Source organism: Paenibacillus taiwanensis DSM 18679 (assembly GCF_000425125.1).
In the GTDB taxonomy this organism is placed as follows: Bacteria; Bacillota; Bacilli; order Paenibacillales; family Paenibacillaceae; genus Paenibacillus_B; species Paenibacillus_B taiwanensis.
Genome location: NZ_KE384306.1, coordinates 574,201 through 591,941 on the forward strand (window position 1 = coordinate 574,201; position 17,741 = coordinate 591,941).

Consider the following 17,741-nt stretch of genomic DNA (forward strand, 5'->3'; position numbering starts at 1 on the left):
ATATATCATCTATAAAAGTTGGGACATACATTTTAGACAGGAGGTGAAATTGTGTCAGAATTAGGTCAATTACTAAAAAAGGCTCGATTAGAGAAAGGTCTGTCACTAGATGATGTACAGGAAGCTACTAAGATTCGGAAACGGTATCTGGAAGCTATCGAAGAAGGGGACTATAAGATTCTCCCTGGATCGTTTTATGTACGTGCCTTTGTGAAGACATATGCGGAAACTGTCGGGCTGGATCCGGATGAGGTTGCTCAATATTATCGTCAGGATATACCTGCTGCGGAGCCAGAGCCAACTATTGAGCCTATGATTCGGAAAAAACGTTCCGTTCAACATAGCGATAAGTTTGGGAAATGGGCGACGACACTGCTTATGTGGTCTTTCGTTATTTTAATTTTCGTTATCGTGTACTATTTCTGGGTGAAGGCGTCTGATACTGGCAATAATCCGAATAGTGCAGATTCAAACAATATTACGAATGGTATTAATCAGAATGAAAAGCCAGACAGCGGTAACAACACACAAGGTAATGGCCAGACAACAACACCAGAGCCAACACCTGAACCAGAAGAAACAAAAGAACCGATAGTTGCTCAGGTGAATCCTGCACTTGTTGTCGTCTCGGCAGCCGACGAGAAGCCGTTTAAGCTTGAAATTAAGATTGAAGATGGCGTATGGCTTGGAGTTCGTACGATTACGAATGCCAATCAACTGGCTAAAGACGTATTCGACAAAGGGCAAGATCAATCATTTGACTTAGGAAAAGACGGGCTGGATATTACGTTTGGTAATGCAGCACGTTGCAAAGTGCTAATTAATGGCCAGGCGATTGACATCGGACAAGGGATGAACAAGAAGGTTCGGTTCGAGTGGAAGGCTTATGAAGAGGCATTGCAACTCAAACAAGGTTCGTCTGTAAGTGATGATACAGGAACCGCTGCGGATACAAATAACGGATAACGTCCTAATTATAGCTGTTCGAAAGAGATGGATCATTTTACTTGTTTGCCCTTACCGCATAAACAGATCTTTTTGGGTAATAATAGGGATGCGGCGATTTATTCTCACTTTAGAGAGGGGTCGTTATGATGGCAGCAAGTTGGGTCGTTACAGGTCTCGGTGTCATTGTCAGCTTGTTAGGTTATTATTTGACGCCTAGTGCATGGGGCTATGGGATTCTTGGTTTCGGCTTGGCGCACATTGTGCTTGGAGTGCTGGATATGTTCCGTACACCAGTACGAGGCCGCTACTAAGCCCAGTTCAAACACGATGAACAGCAGCACTTGGGCATTCTTTTGCGATTTCGATTGCAAGGGAATGCCCTTGTGCATTTTCTTACATACATATAAGGAATATATAAACCTATTTATGAAGGAGGATATCGTAATGGCAGACAGTTCATTTGATATTGTTTCTAAGACAGATTTGCAAGAGGTTAGTAATGCGGTTACACAGGCGGAGCGTGAGATCGAAACTCGATTTGATTTTAAAGGCAGCAAAAGTTCCATCAAGCTGGAAAAAGAAGAGTTGATCATTGCATCAGATGACGAATACAAGCTAAAAAGTGTCATCGATATTTTACAATCCAAACTTATTAAGCGTGGCATTTCCATTAAAAACATGGAGTTTGGTAAATTAGAAGGTGCATCTGGTGGTTCTGTGCGTCAGCGTGTAAAGATGAAACAAGGAATTGAACAGGATATTTCCAAAAAGATTAATATTTTAATCCGTGATTCAAAGCTAAAAGTAAAAAGTCAAATCCAAGGGGATCAAATTCGTGTAACGGGTAAGAGCAAGGATGATTTACAGGCAGTCATGAAATTGTTGATCGAAGCTGATTTGCCGCTTGACTTGCAATTCACCAATTATCGCTAGACGAAAGCATATCCTTTCAAGAGAATTGCTGCGTAATAAGGGAAATAGGTATAGTTTGATTACCATTTTGACTAAGAGGTCATGCCTGTATTATACTTGACTAGATAAAGAGGGCCGTTCAGGAAAGCTTCATTTGCGCGGCGGAAGAAGAACTGCAATACCTAATTGGGGGATGCATTCATGACAGAGAAAATTAAGATCGTGACTTTAGGCTGCGACAAGAACTTGGTTGATTCCGAGATTATGTCGGGTCTAATTCATGAGCGTGGATATGAATTGGTCACTAATGAACTAGAAGCTACTGTTATTATTGTCAATACATGCGGATTTATTGATGCTGCCAAGGAAGAATCCGTTAACACTATTCTCGAACTCGCAGACCTTAAAGAAACGGCACAACTCAAGGCATTGATTGTATCGGGCTGCTTAACACAGCGTTACAAAGAACAACTTCTGGACGAGATGCCTGAGATAGATGGAATTGTAGGGACGGGCGACTTTGATAAGATTGCTACTATCGTTGATGAAGCGCTTGCTGGTAGTAAGCCAATACAGGTTGGCAATCCCGTATTTAACTATGATCAGGCGCTCCCGCGCAAAGTAGCAACACCAAGATATACGGCTTACGTGAAGATTGCAGAGGGCTGCGATAACAATTGTACGTTTTGCAGCATTCCCATTATGCGTGGCAACTTCCGTAGTCGCACGATGGAGTCCATTCTAGCTGAAGTTACACAGCTTGCAGCTCAGGGCGTTAAAGAAATCAGTCTCATTGCTCAAGACTCAACGAACTATGGTACGGATATTTACGATGGTTTTAAGCTGCCTGAACTGATGAACCAGGTGAGTCAGGTTCAAGGTGTAGAATGGGTACGGCTTCATTACGCATATCCTGGATTTTTCTCGGATGAGCTCATTGAGACGATAGCAAGCAACCCTAAGATTTGCAAATACATTGATATGCCGCTGCAACATAGTGAAGACAATGTATTAAAGCGGATGCGTCGGCCAGGTCGACAACGTGATGCACGTGAATTAGTACAGAAGATTCGTGCACGAATACCAAACGTGGCTATGCGAACATCCATTATTGTGGGGTTCCCTGGGGAGACGGAAGCAGATTTTAACCGTCTATGTGATTTTGTCCGTGACATGCAGTTTGACAAGCTTGGCGTATTTACGTACTCACGCGAAGAAGATACACCTGCTACACGACTGGACGGGCATTTGGATGAAGAAGTGAAGGAGTGGCGGGCCAATACGTTGATGGAAATTCAACGTGAGGTGTCGAAGCAAGTAAGCGAGAAGCGAATCGGACAAGTTATTGATGTGCTTGTTGAACGTTACGACGGGCGAAATGACGTGTTTATTGGTCGTTCACAGTTTGATGCGCCTGAAATTGACGGCGAAGTATTTATTTCCAACAGCAAGCTCAGCATCGGGGAACTCACACAGGTTCGGATTACGCATGCGTTGGAGTTTGATTTGGCTGGGGAGGGTATCCAGTGAATTTGCCTAATAAGATTACATTAGTTCGTATCTTTTTAGTGCCTATTATGATGTTTTTTTTGCTAGTAAACTTTGATTATTTCAAGCCTATCCAAATTAACGATTTCTCGATAACGTACAATCAAATCATTGCCGCGCTTATTTTTATTATTGCGGCTAGTACGGATGGATTGGACGGTTACATCGCCAGAAGTCGGAAGATGGTCACAAATCTGGGCAAACTGCTTGATCCGCTTGCGGACAAGTTGCTTGTTGCTGCTGTTCTTATCTCGCTAGTGGAGATGGGCAAATGTGATGCATGGATAGCGATTGTCATTATTAGCCGTGAATTTGCCGTGACAGGCTTACGACAAGTAGCTTTGCTGGAGGGAACAGTTGTAGCGGCAAGCAAATGGGGCAAGTGGAAGACAGCAACGCAGATCACAGCTATTATTGCGATGCTGTTGAACAATTTCCCATTTGTGTTGTTTGATATTCCATTTGATATCATTGCGACATGGCTTGCAGCTTTAATTACAGTTTATTCAGGCATCGATTATTTTGTAAAAAACAAAAGTGTATTACACATGTCATAATAGACGGTCAGTAATAGGTTCAATCCTTCGCGGCGCGAAAGGGCGGGGCCTATTGCTGTTTTCAGGGGAGACGATAGTTATGAAAGCAGAAATGATTGCTGTAGGAACTGAACTGCTGCTAGGCCAAATCGTGAACACAAACGCACAATACTTATCCCAACAGCTCGCTTTGCTCGGTGTGGATGTCTATTACCAAACGGTAGTCGGGGACAATCCGCAGCGCCTTAGAGATGTAATTAAGACGGCTAGCGAGAGAGCTGATATAGTGCTGCTGACTGGTGGTCTAGGCCCTACGTTGGATGATATTACAAAAGATGTTGTTGCAGAGCTGCTAGGGAGAAGTATGCTCGTTCATGAGCCATCCATGCGTAAGATGGAGGAGATGTTTAAGGACAGAGGCCTACATATGGTAGACAGCAACCGCCGCCAGGCTAATTGGATCGAAGGCTCAGATGCGCTAGCTAATGAGGCTGGCTTAGCGGTAGGGAACGCAGTCCTGCATGAAGGCGTGGCATATCTCTTATTGCCTGGCCCGCCTAAAGAGATGAAGCCTATGTTCCAACAGGAGGTTGTCCCTTGGCTGGAGAAGTATTTATTTGATGAACGGACGTCATTGTATACGCGCATGTTAAAGTTTGCGGGCATCGGGGAGTCGAGTCTGGAAGCACAGCTGCTTGATTTGATTGAGTCTCAATCCGATCCTACAATTGCGCCTTATGCCAAAGAAGGGGAAGTTCTAATTAGGCTCGCAACCAAAAGCGACTCGGAACTAGAAGCTGGACGCAAGCTGGATGAATTGGAATCCATCATCCGGGGAAGGTTGGGACAGCATATATTTGCAACAGAAGATGTCTCCTTAGAGCATGTTATCGTGGAACAGATGACCAAACTAGGTTTAACCTTGTCTGCTGCTGAAAGTTGTACGGGAGGGCTGTTTTCCGAATTGGTTACATCGATTCCAGGCAGCTCGGCTATGTTCCACGGGGGAGTCGTCTCGTATGCGAACACTCTCAAGCAGCAGCTGCTTAACGTACCTGTTGATCTGTTAGAAGGAGAGAATGCCCCAGGTGCGGTTAGCCATGAAACGGCGCGAGCGATGGCGGAGGGGCTGTTACAGTTAACAGGCACTGATATTGCGATATCTATCACGGGGGTTGCAGGGCCAGGTCAGTCGGAGCGCAAGCCGGCAGGCTTGGTATTTATCGGGATCGCACGAGCTGGACAGGAAACGTTGACGGAGGAGCTACGGCTTAGTGGGAATCGGGATATGATACGACTGCGTGCAGTCAAAATAGTGCTGCATCGTATTTGGCGCTTATTGCAGGAGCGGAAGTAGTTGGCATTGGAGTGGCTAATTCCTTTTGCACATTGTAGTACATTGTAGTACAAGTTGGGCTGTTCGGGGGAACACTTCATCGTTCTATGCATCCTAGCAAGCAGATGCCAATTCCAGTTGTACATGTGCTACTAGTTTGTGCATCTTGTTCTCGATGTAGCCTATAAAGTGTTGTGATTCGTATGAGAATATGGTATATTTTGCATGAGTTTAGTTGCGGAAGAACCGTAATGAGGCGTTGTTAGCCTTGTTGCGGTTTTTTAGTGTGGATATATTGCTAAAAAGAGGGTTTTAATCCATTTGAAAGGTGGTATTGTTCGAAAAATCGAATGTATGTTCGAAAAAATGCTTGGCAAAGGTACAAAAACACGGTATTATGAATATACAACGTTAATGAAGGAAGTGAGTATGTGTCAGATCGTCGTGCTGCATTAGAAATGGCATTGCGTCAAATAGAGAAGCAATTCGGTAAAGGTTCCATTATGAAGCTTGGAGAATCCAACCACATGCAAGTGGAAGTTGTACCAAGCGGATCGTTAGCACTTGATATCGCACTTGGTATTGGTGGATTGCCTCGTGGCCGTGTCATCGAGGTGTATGGACCTGAATCATCCGGTAAGACAACGGTATCCCTTCACGCGATTGCGGAAGTACAGAAGACAGGTGGACAGGCTGCGTTTATTGACGCGGAGCATGCGTTGGACCCTCAATATGCAAGCAAGCTAGGAGTCAACATTGACGAGTTGCTCTTGTCTCAGCCAGACACTGGGGAGCAAGCTTTGGAGATCGCTGAGGCGCTTGTACGAAGCGGAGCAGTTGATATTATCGTTATCGACTCCGTAGCTGCTTTGGTACCTAAGGCGGAGATTGAAGGCGAGATGGGAGATTCCCACGTAGGTCTTCAGGCGCGACTGATGTCGCAGGCGCTTCGTAAGTTGTCTGGAGCTATTAGCAAGTCCAAGACTATTGCAATCTTTATTAACCAGCTACGTGAGAAAGTCGGCGTAATGTTCGGTAATCCAGAAACAACACCTGGTGGACGTGCCTTAAAGTTCTATTCTAGTGTTCGTCTTGATGTACGTCGTGTGGAATCGATCAAGCAAGGCAATGATATGGTAGGTAACAGAACTCGAATTAAAGTCGTGAAGAATAAAGTTGCACCTCCGTTTAAGCAAGCGGATGTTGATATAATGTATGGCGAAGGTATTTCGAAAGAAGGCAGTATTGTAGACATCGGTACCGAGATGGATATCGTGCAGAAGAGCGGCGCATGGTATTCCTATGAAGGAGAGCGGCTTGGACAAGGGCGTGAGAATGCCAAGCAGTTCCTGAAGGAGCATACGGACATTTCTCTTATTATTGAGAACAAAATCCGTGAAGCAAGTAACTTGACTACGGTAATCTCTAGTGATGCTTCAGTGGATGACGAGGACGAAGAGGAATTGTTGGAATTGGAAAAGGAATAATAGCTTTGCCATAGCTGTAACTTGGGACAAGCACCTTCATCTTATGAGAGGGGGGTGCTTGTCCTGTTGCATATAGGCACGTAAAGGGAGTAATAGAGGGGGCACGTTGTGAGTGAGCAGGGACAGACAACTGTTATTATACGAGTAGAGCCAGATGAGGCACAAAAAGGAAGGTATACGATCCACTTCGAGCAGGCGGCACCATTAAATGTGCATGAAGATGTTATGATTAAATACCGCTTGTTAAAAGGGGCCGAAGTATCACTTGATTTTATGGAAGAGATTGTGCGAGCTGATGAGAAAACAAGGGCTTATGTACAGGCGCTTAAATATTTACAGCGTAAACCGCGGACAAGCACCGAAATTGCTCGAAATCTTATTCAAAAAGGGTACGATGAGGAAATTATCCAAATCGTTGTGCAACAATTGGAGCGGGAGTGGTTGGTGGATGACGGCGCATACGCAGAACAGTGGACGGAACAGCGTGTAACGAGACATCTAAAGGGTAGAAGATGGGTGCAGCATGAACTGAAGCAGAAAGGGGTTCATGAACGTCACATTGCAAACGCAATGGCCTCTCTGGACCCCGAACAGGAGCTGGAAAGTGCTTTGCATGCAGCACGCAAGAAGTGGCGTCAAACAAGCGGAGAGACGCATCTGAGGCGGCAGAAGGTAGCTGCTTATCTGGCTCGTAGAGGGTTCCCGACGGACATGGCAAGAAAGGCAGCATATGAAGCATCTCAACATATGGAAATAGTAGACGATGAAAGTAGCGATGAATGACAAGGTATAGTTCACGATTGCTTGACAATATCTTTAACTGAATACTAAAATGAACATGTATCTTTATTTTCACGAAATCAATCTCTCCTTCCAGATATTGATTTCTAAATGATTCATTTCGCCAATGAATGGTTTCCGAATATCGCCGCAGGGCGATACACGTGTATGCAAGCGCGTGCACTTTCGCCGACATAGGATGTCGGTCCTTCAATTGAATTGGAATGAAACGCATGAACAACCGAAAAACAACCTAACCCAAGCAGTGCTTGGAGGAACCAACGGGGAGGTGGAAATGATGCCAATTTGGCTCGATATCGTTCTCGTTGTGGCCGCATTGTTCTTAGGGTTTGGAATCGGTTATCTGATTCGCAAATCGCTTGCGGAAGCGAAAATAACGAGTGCCGAGCACGCCGCGGAACAAATAGTGGAAAGCGCGCGTAAAGAAGCGGAGGCATTGAAGAAAGAAACAGTGCTCGAAGCTAAAGACGAGATCCATAAACTTCGCACCGAAGCGGAGAAGGATACCCGTGAACGCCGGAACGAGATTCAACGACTTGAACGACGTGTACTTCAGAAGGAAGAGTCGCTGGACAAGAAGTTAGATTCGCTAGAACGTAAAGAAGAACAACTGGTTCTCAAAGAGAAACGTATTGAAGAAACACAAGAACAGGCTGATCGTATTCATCAGCAGCAGATTACCGAATTGGAACGCATTTCGAACCTGTCCATGGAGGATGCAAGACAGATTATTCTGACCAATGTGGAACAGGAAGTACGACATGAAACAGCCCAAATGATCAAGGAAATCGAGCAGCAAGCTCGCGAAGAAGCGGACAAGCGCTCGCGTGACATTATCACGCTTGCGATTCAACGTTGTGCAGCCGATCATGTAGCAGAAACAACCGTTTCTGTTGTCGCGCTGCCTAATGAAGAGATGAAAGGCCGCATCATTGGCCGTGAAGGTCGAAACATTCGTGCGCTTGAGACGCTTACTGGTATTGACTTGATTATTGACGATACACCGGAAGCGGTTATATTGTCAGGGTTTGACCCGATTCGTCGTGAGATTGCTCGCACATCACTTGAGAAGCTGGTTGCAGATGGACGAATTCACCCTGCACGCATTGAAGAGATGGTCGAGAAATCACGTAAGGAAGTGGATGAGCGCATCCGTGAGTACGGTGAGCAAGCAACCTTTGAAGTTGGTGTGCATGGATTGCACCCTGATCTTATTAAGATTCTTGGCCGCTTGAAGTTCCGTACAAGTTACGGACAGAATGTACTCAAGCACTCAATGGAAGTAGCTTATCTTGCAGGCTTGATGGCAGGAGAGCTAGGCGAGGATGTAACATTGGCAAAACGTGCCGGTTTGTTGCATGATATCGGCAAAGCCTTGGATCATGAGGTGGAAGGATCTCACGTCGAAATCGGCGTAGAGTTGGCGAAGAAATATAAAGAACATCCTGTTGTTATTAACAGTATTGCGTCCCACCACGGGGATTGCGAAGCGACTTCTGTTATAGCTATGCTGGTTGGTGCAGCAGACGCCTTGTCCGCAGCACGTCCAGGCGCACGCCGAGAGACTCTTGAGACGTACATTAAACGTCTGGAGAAACTTGAGGATATTTCCGAATCGTTTGAAGGTGTCGAGAAATCGTATGCGATTCAAGCGGGGCGTGAAGTGCGTGTTATGGTACAGCCAGATAAGATTGATGACAGCGAGGCTTATCGTCTTGCGCGTGAAATTACGAAGAAGATCGAGGGTGAACTCGATTATCCGGGGCATATTAAAGTCACGGTTATCCGTGAGACACGTGCAGTGGAATACGCAAAGTAAGTTGAATAACGGGAAAATGGAGAAGTGGCCGGTGGCGGCCACTTCTCTCATTTGTAAGGGGGACTCGGTCCGATGAAAGTCATGTTTATCGGCGATATCGTCGGGAATACAGGCCGCAAGGCTCTGAAGCTTCTGCTGCCAGACCTGAAGCAGAAGTACAATCCGCATATCATTATTGCAAATGCGGAAAATGCCGCCGCGGGGCGCGGGGTCACTGCGGCTATTATAAGGGAATTTATGGAACTTGGTGTGCATGGCTTTACGATGGGCAATCACACATGGGACAACAAAGATATATTTGAATGGATTGACGATGAGAAACGTGTCATCCGTCCAGCCAATTTCCCACCAGGAACACCTGGGCATGGAATGGCAACTATTAAAGCGAACGGCAAAGAGCTTGTCATCATCAATTTGCAAGGCCGTACGTTCTTGCCAGCTATAGATTGTCCATTCCGCGAGGCAGATGATTTGATCGCTTCTTTAGGGAAAAAGCGCAAGCCTGTGCTTGTTGATTTCCATGCGGAAGCGACTTCGGAAAAGATTGCAATGGGCTGGCATTTAGATGGCCGAGCTTCAATCGTAGTTGGTACTCACACACATGTTCAAACAAACGATGAGACGATATTGCCAGGTGGCACCGCTTATTTAACAGATTGCGGCATGGTTGGCTCAAAAGATGGCGTGTTAGGGATGGAGCGGGAAGCTGTTCTACGCAAATTTAAGTCTCAATTACCCGTTCGATTTACGGTATGTGAAGGAAAATGGCAGTTCCATGCGATCATTGTCGAAATAGACGATGAGACGGGAGCAGCCAAAAAAATAGAGAAGATTCGCTTACGTGAAGACGAATGGATCATGAGCTAACAAATAGATGATATTCCATCAAATGCATAATGTAAGTCCGACGTGTAATTCAACCTGTGAGGGTTGGATTACACGTTTTTATTTTCAACGGAATGTCTAACAAAAGAACGTATTTTGAAAACTTCGGGAATGAGATGCCAAGCACGCGCATAGTAGTGATACATAACGATAAACGTGCATGACCGTTGTGCAAGTGTTGTCCGTAAACGGCACATCAGGACAGGAATGTTTACGATGTTCACGAATATGCTGTATTAATGGAATCTCACCCACATTCCCGAGGAGGTACTTTCCATGGAAGTATTAAAGGTTTCAGCAAAATCCAATCCTAATTCGGTAGCTGGTGCTCTAGCAGGAGTGTTGCGCGAACGGGGAGCTGCCGAATTACAAGCGATTGGAGCCGGTGCTTTAAATCAGGCTATTAAAGCAGTTGCCATCGCACGGGGGTTCGTAGCGCCAAGCGGAGTAGATTTAATTTGTATTCCCGCCTTCACCGATATTGTCATCGATGGAGAAGACCGCACGGCTATTAAGCTTATCGTGGAGCCGCGGTAAGCTCGAAATGCAGCAAACGTTGTACCTATGTCTTAACCTGTTTACGTTGTAAGCAGGTTTTTTGCTGTCATGAGAGCAGGCTAAGGATGACGATTTCAGGTGCGCAGTGTGTTAATCTAATAGAAGAGAATGTATACTTGGACCGGACAAGCTGTAAACGAAATGAAAGCTGCACGGCTCATCACGATGAGAGTCTGTTGAGCTGTTGAGATCACAAAGATCACACCGTGTAAGGTCCAAGCTCATACGAATATCGAATACAGAGTATTAGAAAGGAAGGATACAACTATGAATCGTCGAATTATTGATTTTCATTGTGATGTACTATATAAGATGCTGTACGAGGGCAAGTTGAACATGCTGCAAGAAGATCTTATGGACGTCACGCTTCCAAGACTTCAACAAGGAAATGTAGGCATTCAGGTACTTGCATTATTTCTTGAGCCTCATTTGCTGACAGGCCCGCCACGGTTCTCGCAAGTACTGCGTGCCATTGATCTTTACCGAGAACACATTCAGTCACACAAGGATGTGATTGACGTTCGCTGGCAGGAAGATTTGGCACGATGGGAGGAACAGCCGGATAAGCTTGGAATGATTTTGTCCTTGGAAGGTGTTGATGCACTGGAAGGCGATATGGTGTATCTACGTACGATATACGAGCTTGGAGTACGATTCCTAGGGCTTGCATGGAATAATGCGAACTGGGCCGTAGACGGGGCGCAGGAGCCGCGCAAAGCTGGATTTAGTAGAGAAGGAATTACTTTAATACAGGAATGTGATCGTTTAGGAATCACACTTGATGTCAGTCATCTCAATGAGAAGGCGTTCTGGCAATTGCTTGAATTGACGGACAAGCCGATTATCGCGTCACATTCTAACAGCGCTCACATTATGCCGCACGTACGTAATTTAACAGATGAGCAGATTCGGGCGATTATTGCGCGAGATGGTCGAATAGGGGTTACATATGTACCGTATTTTGTAGCGGGAAAAGCGCAGGTTGAAATTGCAGATCTCGTACGCCATATTGATCGGATCTGTGAATTGGGAGGACGCGACTATATTATGTTAGGTTCTGACTTTGACGGAATTGATAAGAAGATCGTTGGGTTGGAACACGCTGGGAAACATGGCGAGTTGTTATCTGTGCTGGACAAGAAATACGGTACGGCATTTACAAACGAGATCGCTTCTGGCAATGCAAAACGATTTTTGGCAACTCACTTGCCAAGACGCGAACAATAAGTTCTCATTCATCTCACAACGGTATCAAATCTATCTAAAGTTGCTATTAAGAGGTGCGGCGAAAACGCTTGCTTTTTAAGAATGCCGGACATACAATGATGGTGACTCACGCATTAGTAAAATTTTACTTCTTACATTTGTCAAATCATAATGCGTCTCTGAAGTGGGAGAGGCCAATGCGAGTCACTTTAAAGGAGTGGGCGAGCTTGATAAGTCAATTGTCATGGAAAATCGGGGGACAACAAGGGGAAGGCGTAGAAAGTACGGATCGTATTTTCTCGACAGCCTTGAATCGTTTAGGGTACTATTTGTACGGCTATCGTCACTTTTCTTCGCGGATTAAGGGGGGCCATACAAACAACAAGATTCGTATTAGTACGAAGCCAATTCGTGCAATCTCAGATGATTTGGATATTTTAGTTGCATTTGACCAAGAAACGATTGACTTGAACGCACATGAACTACGCCAGGGGGGCGTAATTGTTGCTGATGCCAAGTTTAATCCCGTGGTGCCAGAAGGGGTAGAAGCACGGTTATTTGCCGTGCCGATAACGGCTATTGCCGAAGAACTGGGAACGTCTTTAATGAAGAATATGGTTGCTTCTGGCGCATCTTGGGCGCTGCTCGGGCTGCCGCTTGAAGTATTTAATAAAGCTGTTGAAGAAGAGTTCGGACGTAAAGGTCCAGCCGTCGTTGAGAAAAATGTGGAGGCGGTGCGTCGTGGAGCGGACTTCGTGTTGGAGCAAGCGGGCGGACCGCTTGGTGATTTCCAACTGGAACCAGCTGATGGCGAGCAGAAGTTGTTTATGATTGGCAACGACGCGATGGCGCTGGGTGCATTGGCGGCGGGTTGCCGAATTATGGCAGCGTATCCCATTACGCCAGCTTCGGAGATTATGGAATATTTAATTAAGCAGCTTCCAAAGTTTGGTGGTACGGTCGTGCAGACTGAAGACGAGATCGCAGCCGTTACGATGTCAATCGGTTCGAACTATGCTGGTGTTCGTTCTATGACGGCTTCTGCCGGACCTGGTTTGTCTTTGATGATGGAGGCTATCGGGCTGGCGGGAATGACAGAAACGCCGCTAGTCATCGTTAATACACAGCGTGGCGGTCCAAGTACAGGTTTGCCGACGAAGCAGGAGCAAAGCGATGTGAACGCTATGATCTACGGTACGCACGGGGAAATTCCGAAGATCGTCATCGCACCAAGCTCTATCGAAGAATGTTTTTATGACATGGTTGAAGCCTTTAATCTGGCGGAGCGTTATCAGTGTCCAGTTATCGTACTTACAGACTTGCAATTGTCGCTTGGCAAGCAGTCGTGTGAGCCGTTAGACTATGAACGGATTGTTATTGATCGCGGCAATCTTGTAACAAACGTACCGCCTTCCGAAGATAACGTCTTGTTTAAACGTTATGAATTCGTTGAAGGAGGCGTATCCCCACGTGTTCTCCCAGGCGAAAAGGGGGGGCTGCATCATGTGACAGGCGTCGAGCATGATGAGACAGGACGTCCATCGGAAAGCGCGATTAACCGCAAGAAGATGATGGATAAGCGGCTTCACAAGCTGGATAACTTGCAAGTAACTAACGCTATTCGAGTGGATGCACCACACGAAGACGCAGATTTGCTTATTGTAGGTATGGGATCAACAGGTGGAACTATTGACCAGGCGCGGGTGCAGCTTGAACAAGATGGCATTAAGACCAATCACGTTACCGTCCGTCAAATTTATCCGTTCCCAACTGCGCAGTTCAAGGCTTATGCCGATCGTGCCAAGCAAATTGTCGTATTGGAGAACAATGCAACAGGACAACTGGCCAATCAGATTAAGCTGAACGTAGGAGTGGGCGACAAAGTTCGTAACCTTACGAAATATGACGGTACCCCTTTCTTGCCTAGCGAAGTATATAAACAAAGCAAGGAGTTGGTCTAGCATGGCAACTTTTAAAGAGTTCCGCAACAATGTCAAGCCTAACTGGTGCCCAGGTTGCGGTGATTTTTCGGTACAGGCTGCTATTCAGCGTGCTGCGGCAAACGCTGGCCTAGAACCTGAAAAGCTTGCTGTCATTTCCGGAATCGGCTGCTCTGGCCGCATCTCAGGATATATCAACGCTTATGGCTTCCACAGTATTCATGGACGCGCGCTGCCGATTGCCCAAGGTGTGAAGCTTGCTAATCGGGATTTGACTGTTATCGCTTCAGGGGGCGACGGCGACGGATTTGCTATCGGGATGGGGCATACTGTCCATGCGATCCGACGTAACATCAACATGACCTACATTGTGATGGACAATCAAATATATGGCTTGACCAAAGGACAGACATCGCCACGGAGCGCTGTTGGCTTTAAGACCAAGAGCACACCGGAGGGGTCGATCGAATCTACCTTGTCTCCATTGGAGATCGCTCTTGCCGCAGGCGCTACTTTTGTAGCTCAATCGTTCTCAAGTGATTTGAAGCAGTTGACGTCACTAATAGAGCAAGGCATCAATCATGAAGGCTTCTCCCTTATTAATGTATTTAGTCCATGTGTCACTTTTAATAAGATCAACACGTATGATTGGTTTAAAGAAAACATCGTTAATTTGGAAACAGTGGAAGGTTACGATGCTTCCAATCGAGTGATGGCGATGACTAAACTAATGGAAACGAATGGTATGATAACAGGACTTATTTATCAGAATAAGGAAAAGCGTTCATATGAGAATTTAATTACCGGTTTCCGACCAGAACCGTTAACGAATCAGAATTTGCAATTATCAGTGGAAGATTTTGATAAATTGCTGAAAGAATTCAAATAATTTTCGCAAAATTGTTGAAAAGGCATGCGTCATAGACGTATGCCTTGTTTCATTTCGTAGTATAATACACTTTGGTACTTGAACTAGAGAGAAATCGAGAGGTGGAAGAAACATGAAAACTGTACCTGTCGGCGTATCTGGACGTCATATTCATTTGACTCAAGAACATATTGAGGCTTTGTTTGGCCCAGGACACCAATTGACTGAATTTAAAGCACTTTCCCAACCTGGCCAGTATGCAGCGAATGAAACGGTAGAAGTACACGGACCTAAAGGCTCATTTAAATCGGTTCGTATTCTTGGACCCGCTCGTCCTGCATCCCAATTGGAAGTGTCCCGTACGGACGCTTTTTCGCTCGGCTTGAAACCTCCTGTACGTGAGTCTGGCGACATTGCCGGAACACCAGGCGTGAAGCTTGTAGGTCCACATGGCGAAGTGGAGTTGGAAGAAGGCGTTATTGTGGCGGCTCGTCACATTCATTTCCACACTTCAGATGCTGCCAAATGGAACATTGAAGATAAACAGAAGCTGCGTGTTCGTGTTGGTGGGGAACGTGGCGTTGTGTTTGAGAATGTTGTTGCACGTGTTCATGAGAACTTTGCACTGGACATGCATATCGATACAGACGAAGCTAACGCTGCTGGCGTCAAGAATGGCGACACTGCCGAGATCGTCGAATAGTCCACATTTTACGTGGCAATCACAAACAGAAGGCGGTCCTGAATGGGCCGTTTTTTGTTTGTTGTTATCGATAAAATTCGGAGGTATGGTCGTTGATCGAGGAATTTAAAGGGTAAGTCTAAGTAAGCAGGACTCTAGTAACGTAAGGGTGAAAGCTATAGTGCCTTGCTCTTATTATTGATGAAGTATTTGTAACATGGGCAGTCATAACCTGTCTTAGGATTGATGCTTATGACGGATTTTTTCGAACAGCGGAACGGTTATAATAAATATACATCAAGCAATTACTAACTATGACATCATTACCTGCCTATATATATTCGGAGTCTGAACGATAACCCCCTCAATTGGAGAAGTTCCTCGGCAAGGACTAACAATTGATCGACTTAAGTTCATCCCGCCCTCGCATCTCCCGACATGCTCATGTCGGGAGATGCTTCTGTGTGTCTTGGAAACATAGAACGAGAATGTTATAATTAAAGGTATTGGTTGATTGAGCATATGACTACAATGTTTGAGAATAGTCGACAGACATAGATAAAAGGAGTGACTATTGAGGATGGGTCAGGAGAAGAAGGATTATTCCAAATATTTTGATTTTTCTCAAGCTAAAGTCATTAAAGAGGATGAGCACGGCAAGAAGATTAGAATCAACGGACGTGAGATACATATTATGTCCGAACCGAAGCATCACCAAGAGAAGCAGCGTGGCAAGCAGAGCATTCAAGTACACTATGAAGAAGCTGTTCCCGAGTCGCTTCGTCAGTTAGGTCAAGGTAAGCGCTATCTTATTTATACGTTCGGCTGCCAGATGAATGAGCATGACACGGAGACGATGAGTGGTCTGCTGGAGGAAATGGGTTACGAGAAGACAGAGGACCGTAAGCAGGCTGACCTTATTTTGCTGAACACATGTGCCGTCCGTGAAAATGCGGAAGATAAAGTGTTTGGCGAACTTGGCCATTTAAAGACGTTGAAGTTGGAAAGACCGGGTTTGATCTTAGGTGTGTGTGGCTGTATGTCTCAAGAAGAGAACGTAGTTAATCGTATTATGCAAAAGCATCAGTTTGTAGATATGGTGTTTGGCACTCACAACATTCACCGTTTACCGTACTTGGTACAGGATGCCCTCTTTAATAAAGAAATGGTCGTAGATGTATGGTCCAAGGAAGGCGATATTATCGAGAATTTGCCTAAGAAGCGTTCGGGTATGCGTGGATGGGTGAATATTATGTACGGATGTGATAAGTTTTGCACCTATTGCATCGTTCCTTATACGCGGGGTAAAGAGCGCAGCAGACGTCCAGAAGATGTGATCGCGGAAGTCCGTGAGCTAGCCCGCCAAGGGTACAAAGAAATTACGCTGCTTGGACAAAACGTCAATGCTTATGGCAAGGATTTCGAGGATATTCATTATCGCTTCGGTGATTTGATGGATGATATGCGCAAAATTGATATTCCCCGCATTCGATTTACGACATCCCATCCGCGGGATTTCGATGATCATCTCATTGAGGTGCTGGCAAAGCGGGGCAATCTGGTTGAGCACATTCATTTACCTGTCCAATCAGGCAGCAGTGAAGTGCTAAAGAAGATGAGCCGCAAATATGATCGTGAGCTGTTTTTGAATTTGGCGCGTAAGATTAAGCACGCTATTCCTGACGTTGGGTTTACGACAGACATTATTGTTGGTTTCCCAGGCGAGACAGATGAGCAATTTGAAGAGACTGTGTCATTACTTCAGGAAGTCGGGTTTGATATGGCGTATACGTTTATTTATTCTCCGCGTGAGGGGACTCCAGCCGTAAATATGGTTGACGATGTGCCAATGGAGATTAAGAAGGCTCGTCTAAAGAGGCTAAACGAAGTGTTGGCGGAATTAAGTCGCAGCAGTAATGAACAGATGATCGGCAAGACGGTTGAGGTGTTGGTAGAAGGCGAATCAAAGAACAACAATGAGATTCTATCCGGCCGTACGCGGACGAATAAACTGGTTCACTTTGCGGGTGGCAAAGAGTTAGTCGGTCAATTTGTGCAGGTTAAAGTGACAGACAGCAAGACATTTTATATTAAAGGCGACCTTGTCACAGAACCGATAAAAATGAGTTCTTAATATTATTAAAGTAATCAGTTACAATAGACTCAGCAAAAGTTTAAAACCTCATGTGAGGAGATTGACGTTAGAGATGGGAGA

General features: G+C 45.5%; 16 protein-coding genes. All 16 read left to right on the forward strand.

The window, feature by feature from the left end; all coding sequences use genetic code 11:
- Positions 1-51 precede the first annotated feature (51 nt).
- The 16 genes from H509_RS0111495 to miaB all read left to right on the forward strand — a co-directional run bounded on the left by H509_RS0111495 (position 52) and on the right by miaB (position 17,660).
- On the forward strand, positions 52-966 hold the full coding sequence (locus H509_RS0111495) for a helix-turn-helix domain-containing protein (RefSeq protein ID WP_028545221.1): 915 nt from the start codon (positions 52-54) through the stop codon (positions 964-966).
- A gap of 128 nt (positions 967-1,094) precedes the next feature.
- Positions 1,095-1,259: a hypothetical protein gene (locus H509_RS27985; protein WP_211234327.1), complete on the forward strand. Its 165-nt coding sequence runs from the start codon at positions 1,095-1,097 to the stop codon at positions 1,257-1,259.
- 133 nt (positions 1,260-1,392) lie between these two features.
- Positions 1,393-1,881, forward strand: coding sequence for a YajQ family cyclic di-GMP-binding protein (locus tag H509_RS0111505; protein ID WP_028545222.1), 489 nt, complete (start codon positions 1,393-1,395; stop codon positions 1,879-1,881).
- A gap of 180 nt (positions 1,882-2,061) precedes the next feature.
- A complete protein-coding gene (rimO, locus tag H509_RS0111510) occupies positions 2,062-3,390 on the forward strand; it encodes a 30S ribosomal protein S12 methylthiotransferase RimO (RefSeq protein ID WP_028545223.1) in 1,329 nt (442 codons plus the stop codon).
- On the forward strand, positions 3,387-3,965 hold the full coding sequence (pgsA, locus tag H509_RS0111515) for a CDP-diacylglycerol--glycerol-3-phosphate 3-phosphatidyltransferase (RefSeq protein ID WP_028545224.1): 579 nt from the start codon (positions 3,387-3,389) through the stop codon (positions 3,963-3,965). Before rimO ends, pgsA begins: the two co-directional genes overlap by 4 nt.
- Positions 3,966-4,044: 79 nt before the next feature.
- Positions 4,045-5,301, forward strand: coding sequence for a competence/damage-inducible protein A (locus H509_RS0111520; RefSeq protein ID WP_028545225.1), 1,257 nt, complete (start codon positions 4,045-4,047; stop codon positions 5,299-5,301).
- Positions 5,302-5,711: 410 nt separating this feature from the next.
- Positions 5,712-6,767 (forward strand): recombinase RecA, encoded by a 1,056-nt coding sequence (gene recA, locus H509_RS0111530; RefSeq protein WP_028545226.1) that lies wholly within the window; start codon positions 5,712-5,714, stop codon positions 6,765-6,767.
- A 108-nt stretch (positions 6,768-6,875) separates the two neighbouring features.
- Entirely contained in the window at positions 6,876-7,550 is a 675-nt protein-coding gene (locus H509_RS0111535) for a regulatory protein RecX (RefSeq protein ID WP_028545227.1), read from the forward strand.
- Between the two features lie 292 nt (positions 7,551-7,842).
- On the forward strand, positions 7,843-9,387 hold the full coding sequence (rny, locus tag H509_RS0111540; RefSeq protein WP_028545228.1) for a ribonuclease Y: 1,545 nt from the start codon (positions 7,843-7,845) through the stop codon (positions 9,385-9,387).
- A 72-nt stretch (positions 9,388-9,459) separates the two neighbouring features.
- A complete protein-coding gene (locus H509_RS0111545; RefSeq protein WP_028545229.1) occupies positions 9,460-10,254 on the forward strand; it encodes a TIGR00282 family metallophosphoesterase in 795 nt (264 codons plus the stop codon).
- A 294-nt stretch (positions 10,255-10,548) separates the two neighbouring features.
- Positions 10,549-10,809 carry a stage V sporulation protein S gene (locus H509_RS0111550; RefSeq protein ID WP_006286829.1) on the forward strand — a complete coding sequence of 87 codons (261 nt, stop codon included), beginning with the start codon at positions 10,549-10,551 and terminating at the stop codon, positions 10,807-10,809.
- A 288-nt stretch (positions 10,810-11,097) separates the two neighbouring features.
- Positions 11,098-12,057 (forward strand): dipeptidase, encoded by a 960-nt coding sequence (locus H509_RS0111555; protein ID WP_028545230.1) that lies wholly within the window; start codon positions 11,098-11,100, stop codon positions 12,055-12,057.
- 206 nt (positions 12,058-12,263) lie between these two features.
- Entirely contained in the window at positions 12,264-13,997 is a 1,734-nt protein-coding gene (locus tag H509_RS0111560; protein WP_028545231.1) for a 2-oxoacid:acceptor oxidoreductase subunit alpha, read from the forward strand.
- Between the two features lies 1 nt (position 13,998).
- Complete coding sequence (locus H509_RS0111565; protein WP_028545232.1) at positions 13,999-14,865, forward strand: 2-oxoacid:ferredoxin oxidoreductase subunit beta; 867 nt, start codon at positions 13,999-14,001, stop codon at positions 14,863-14,865.
- A 112-nt stretch (positions 14,866-14,977) separates the two neighbouring features.
- Positions 14,978-15,547, forward strand: coding sequence for a phosphate propanoyltransferase (gene pduL / locus H509_RS0111570; protein WP_028545233.1), 570 nt, complete (start codon positions 14,978-14,980; stop codon positions 15,545-15,547).
- A gap of 559 nt (positions 15,548-16,106) precedes the next feature.
- The gene (gene miaB / locus H509_RS0111575; RefSeq protein WP_028545234.1) at positions 16,107-17,660 is read left to right on the forward strand and encodes a tRNA (N6-isopentenyl adenosine(37)-C2)-methylthiotransferase MiaB; all 1,554 of its coding nucleotides are present in this window, start codon (positions 16,107-16,109) and stop codon (positions 17,658-17,660) included.
- Positions 17,661-17,741: the final 81 nt, after the last annotated feature.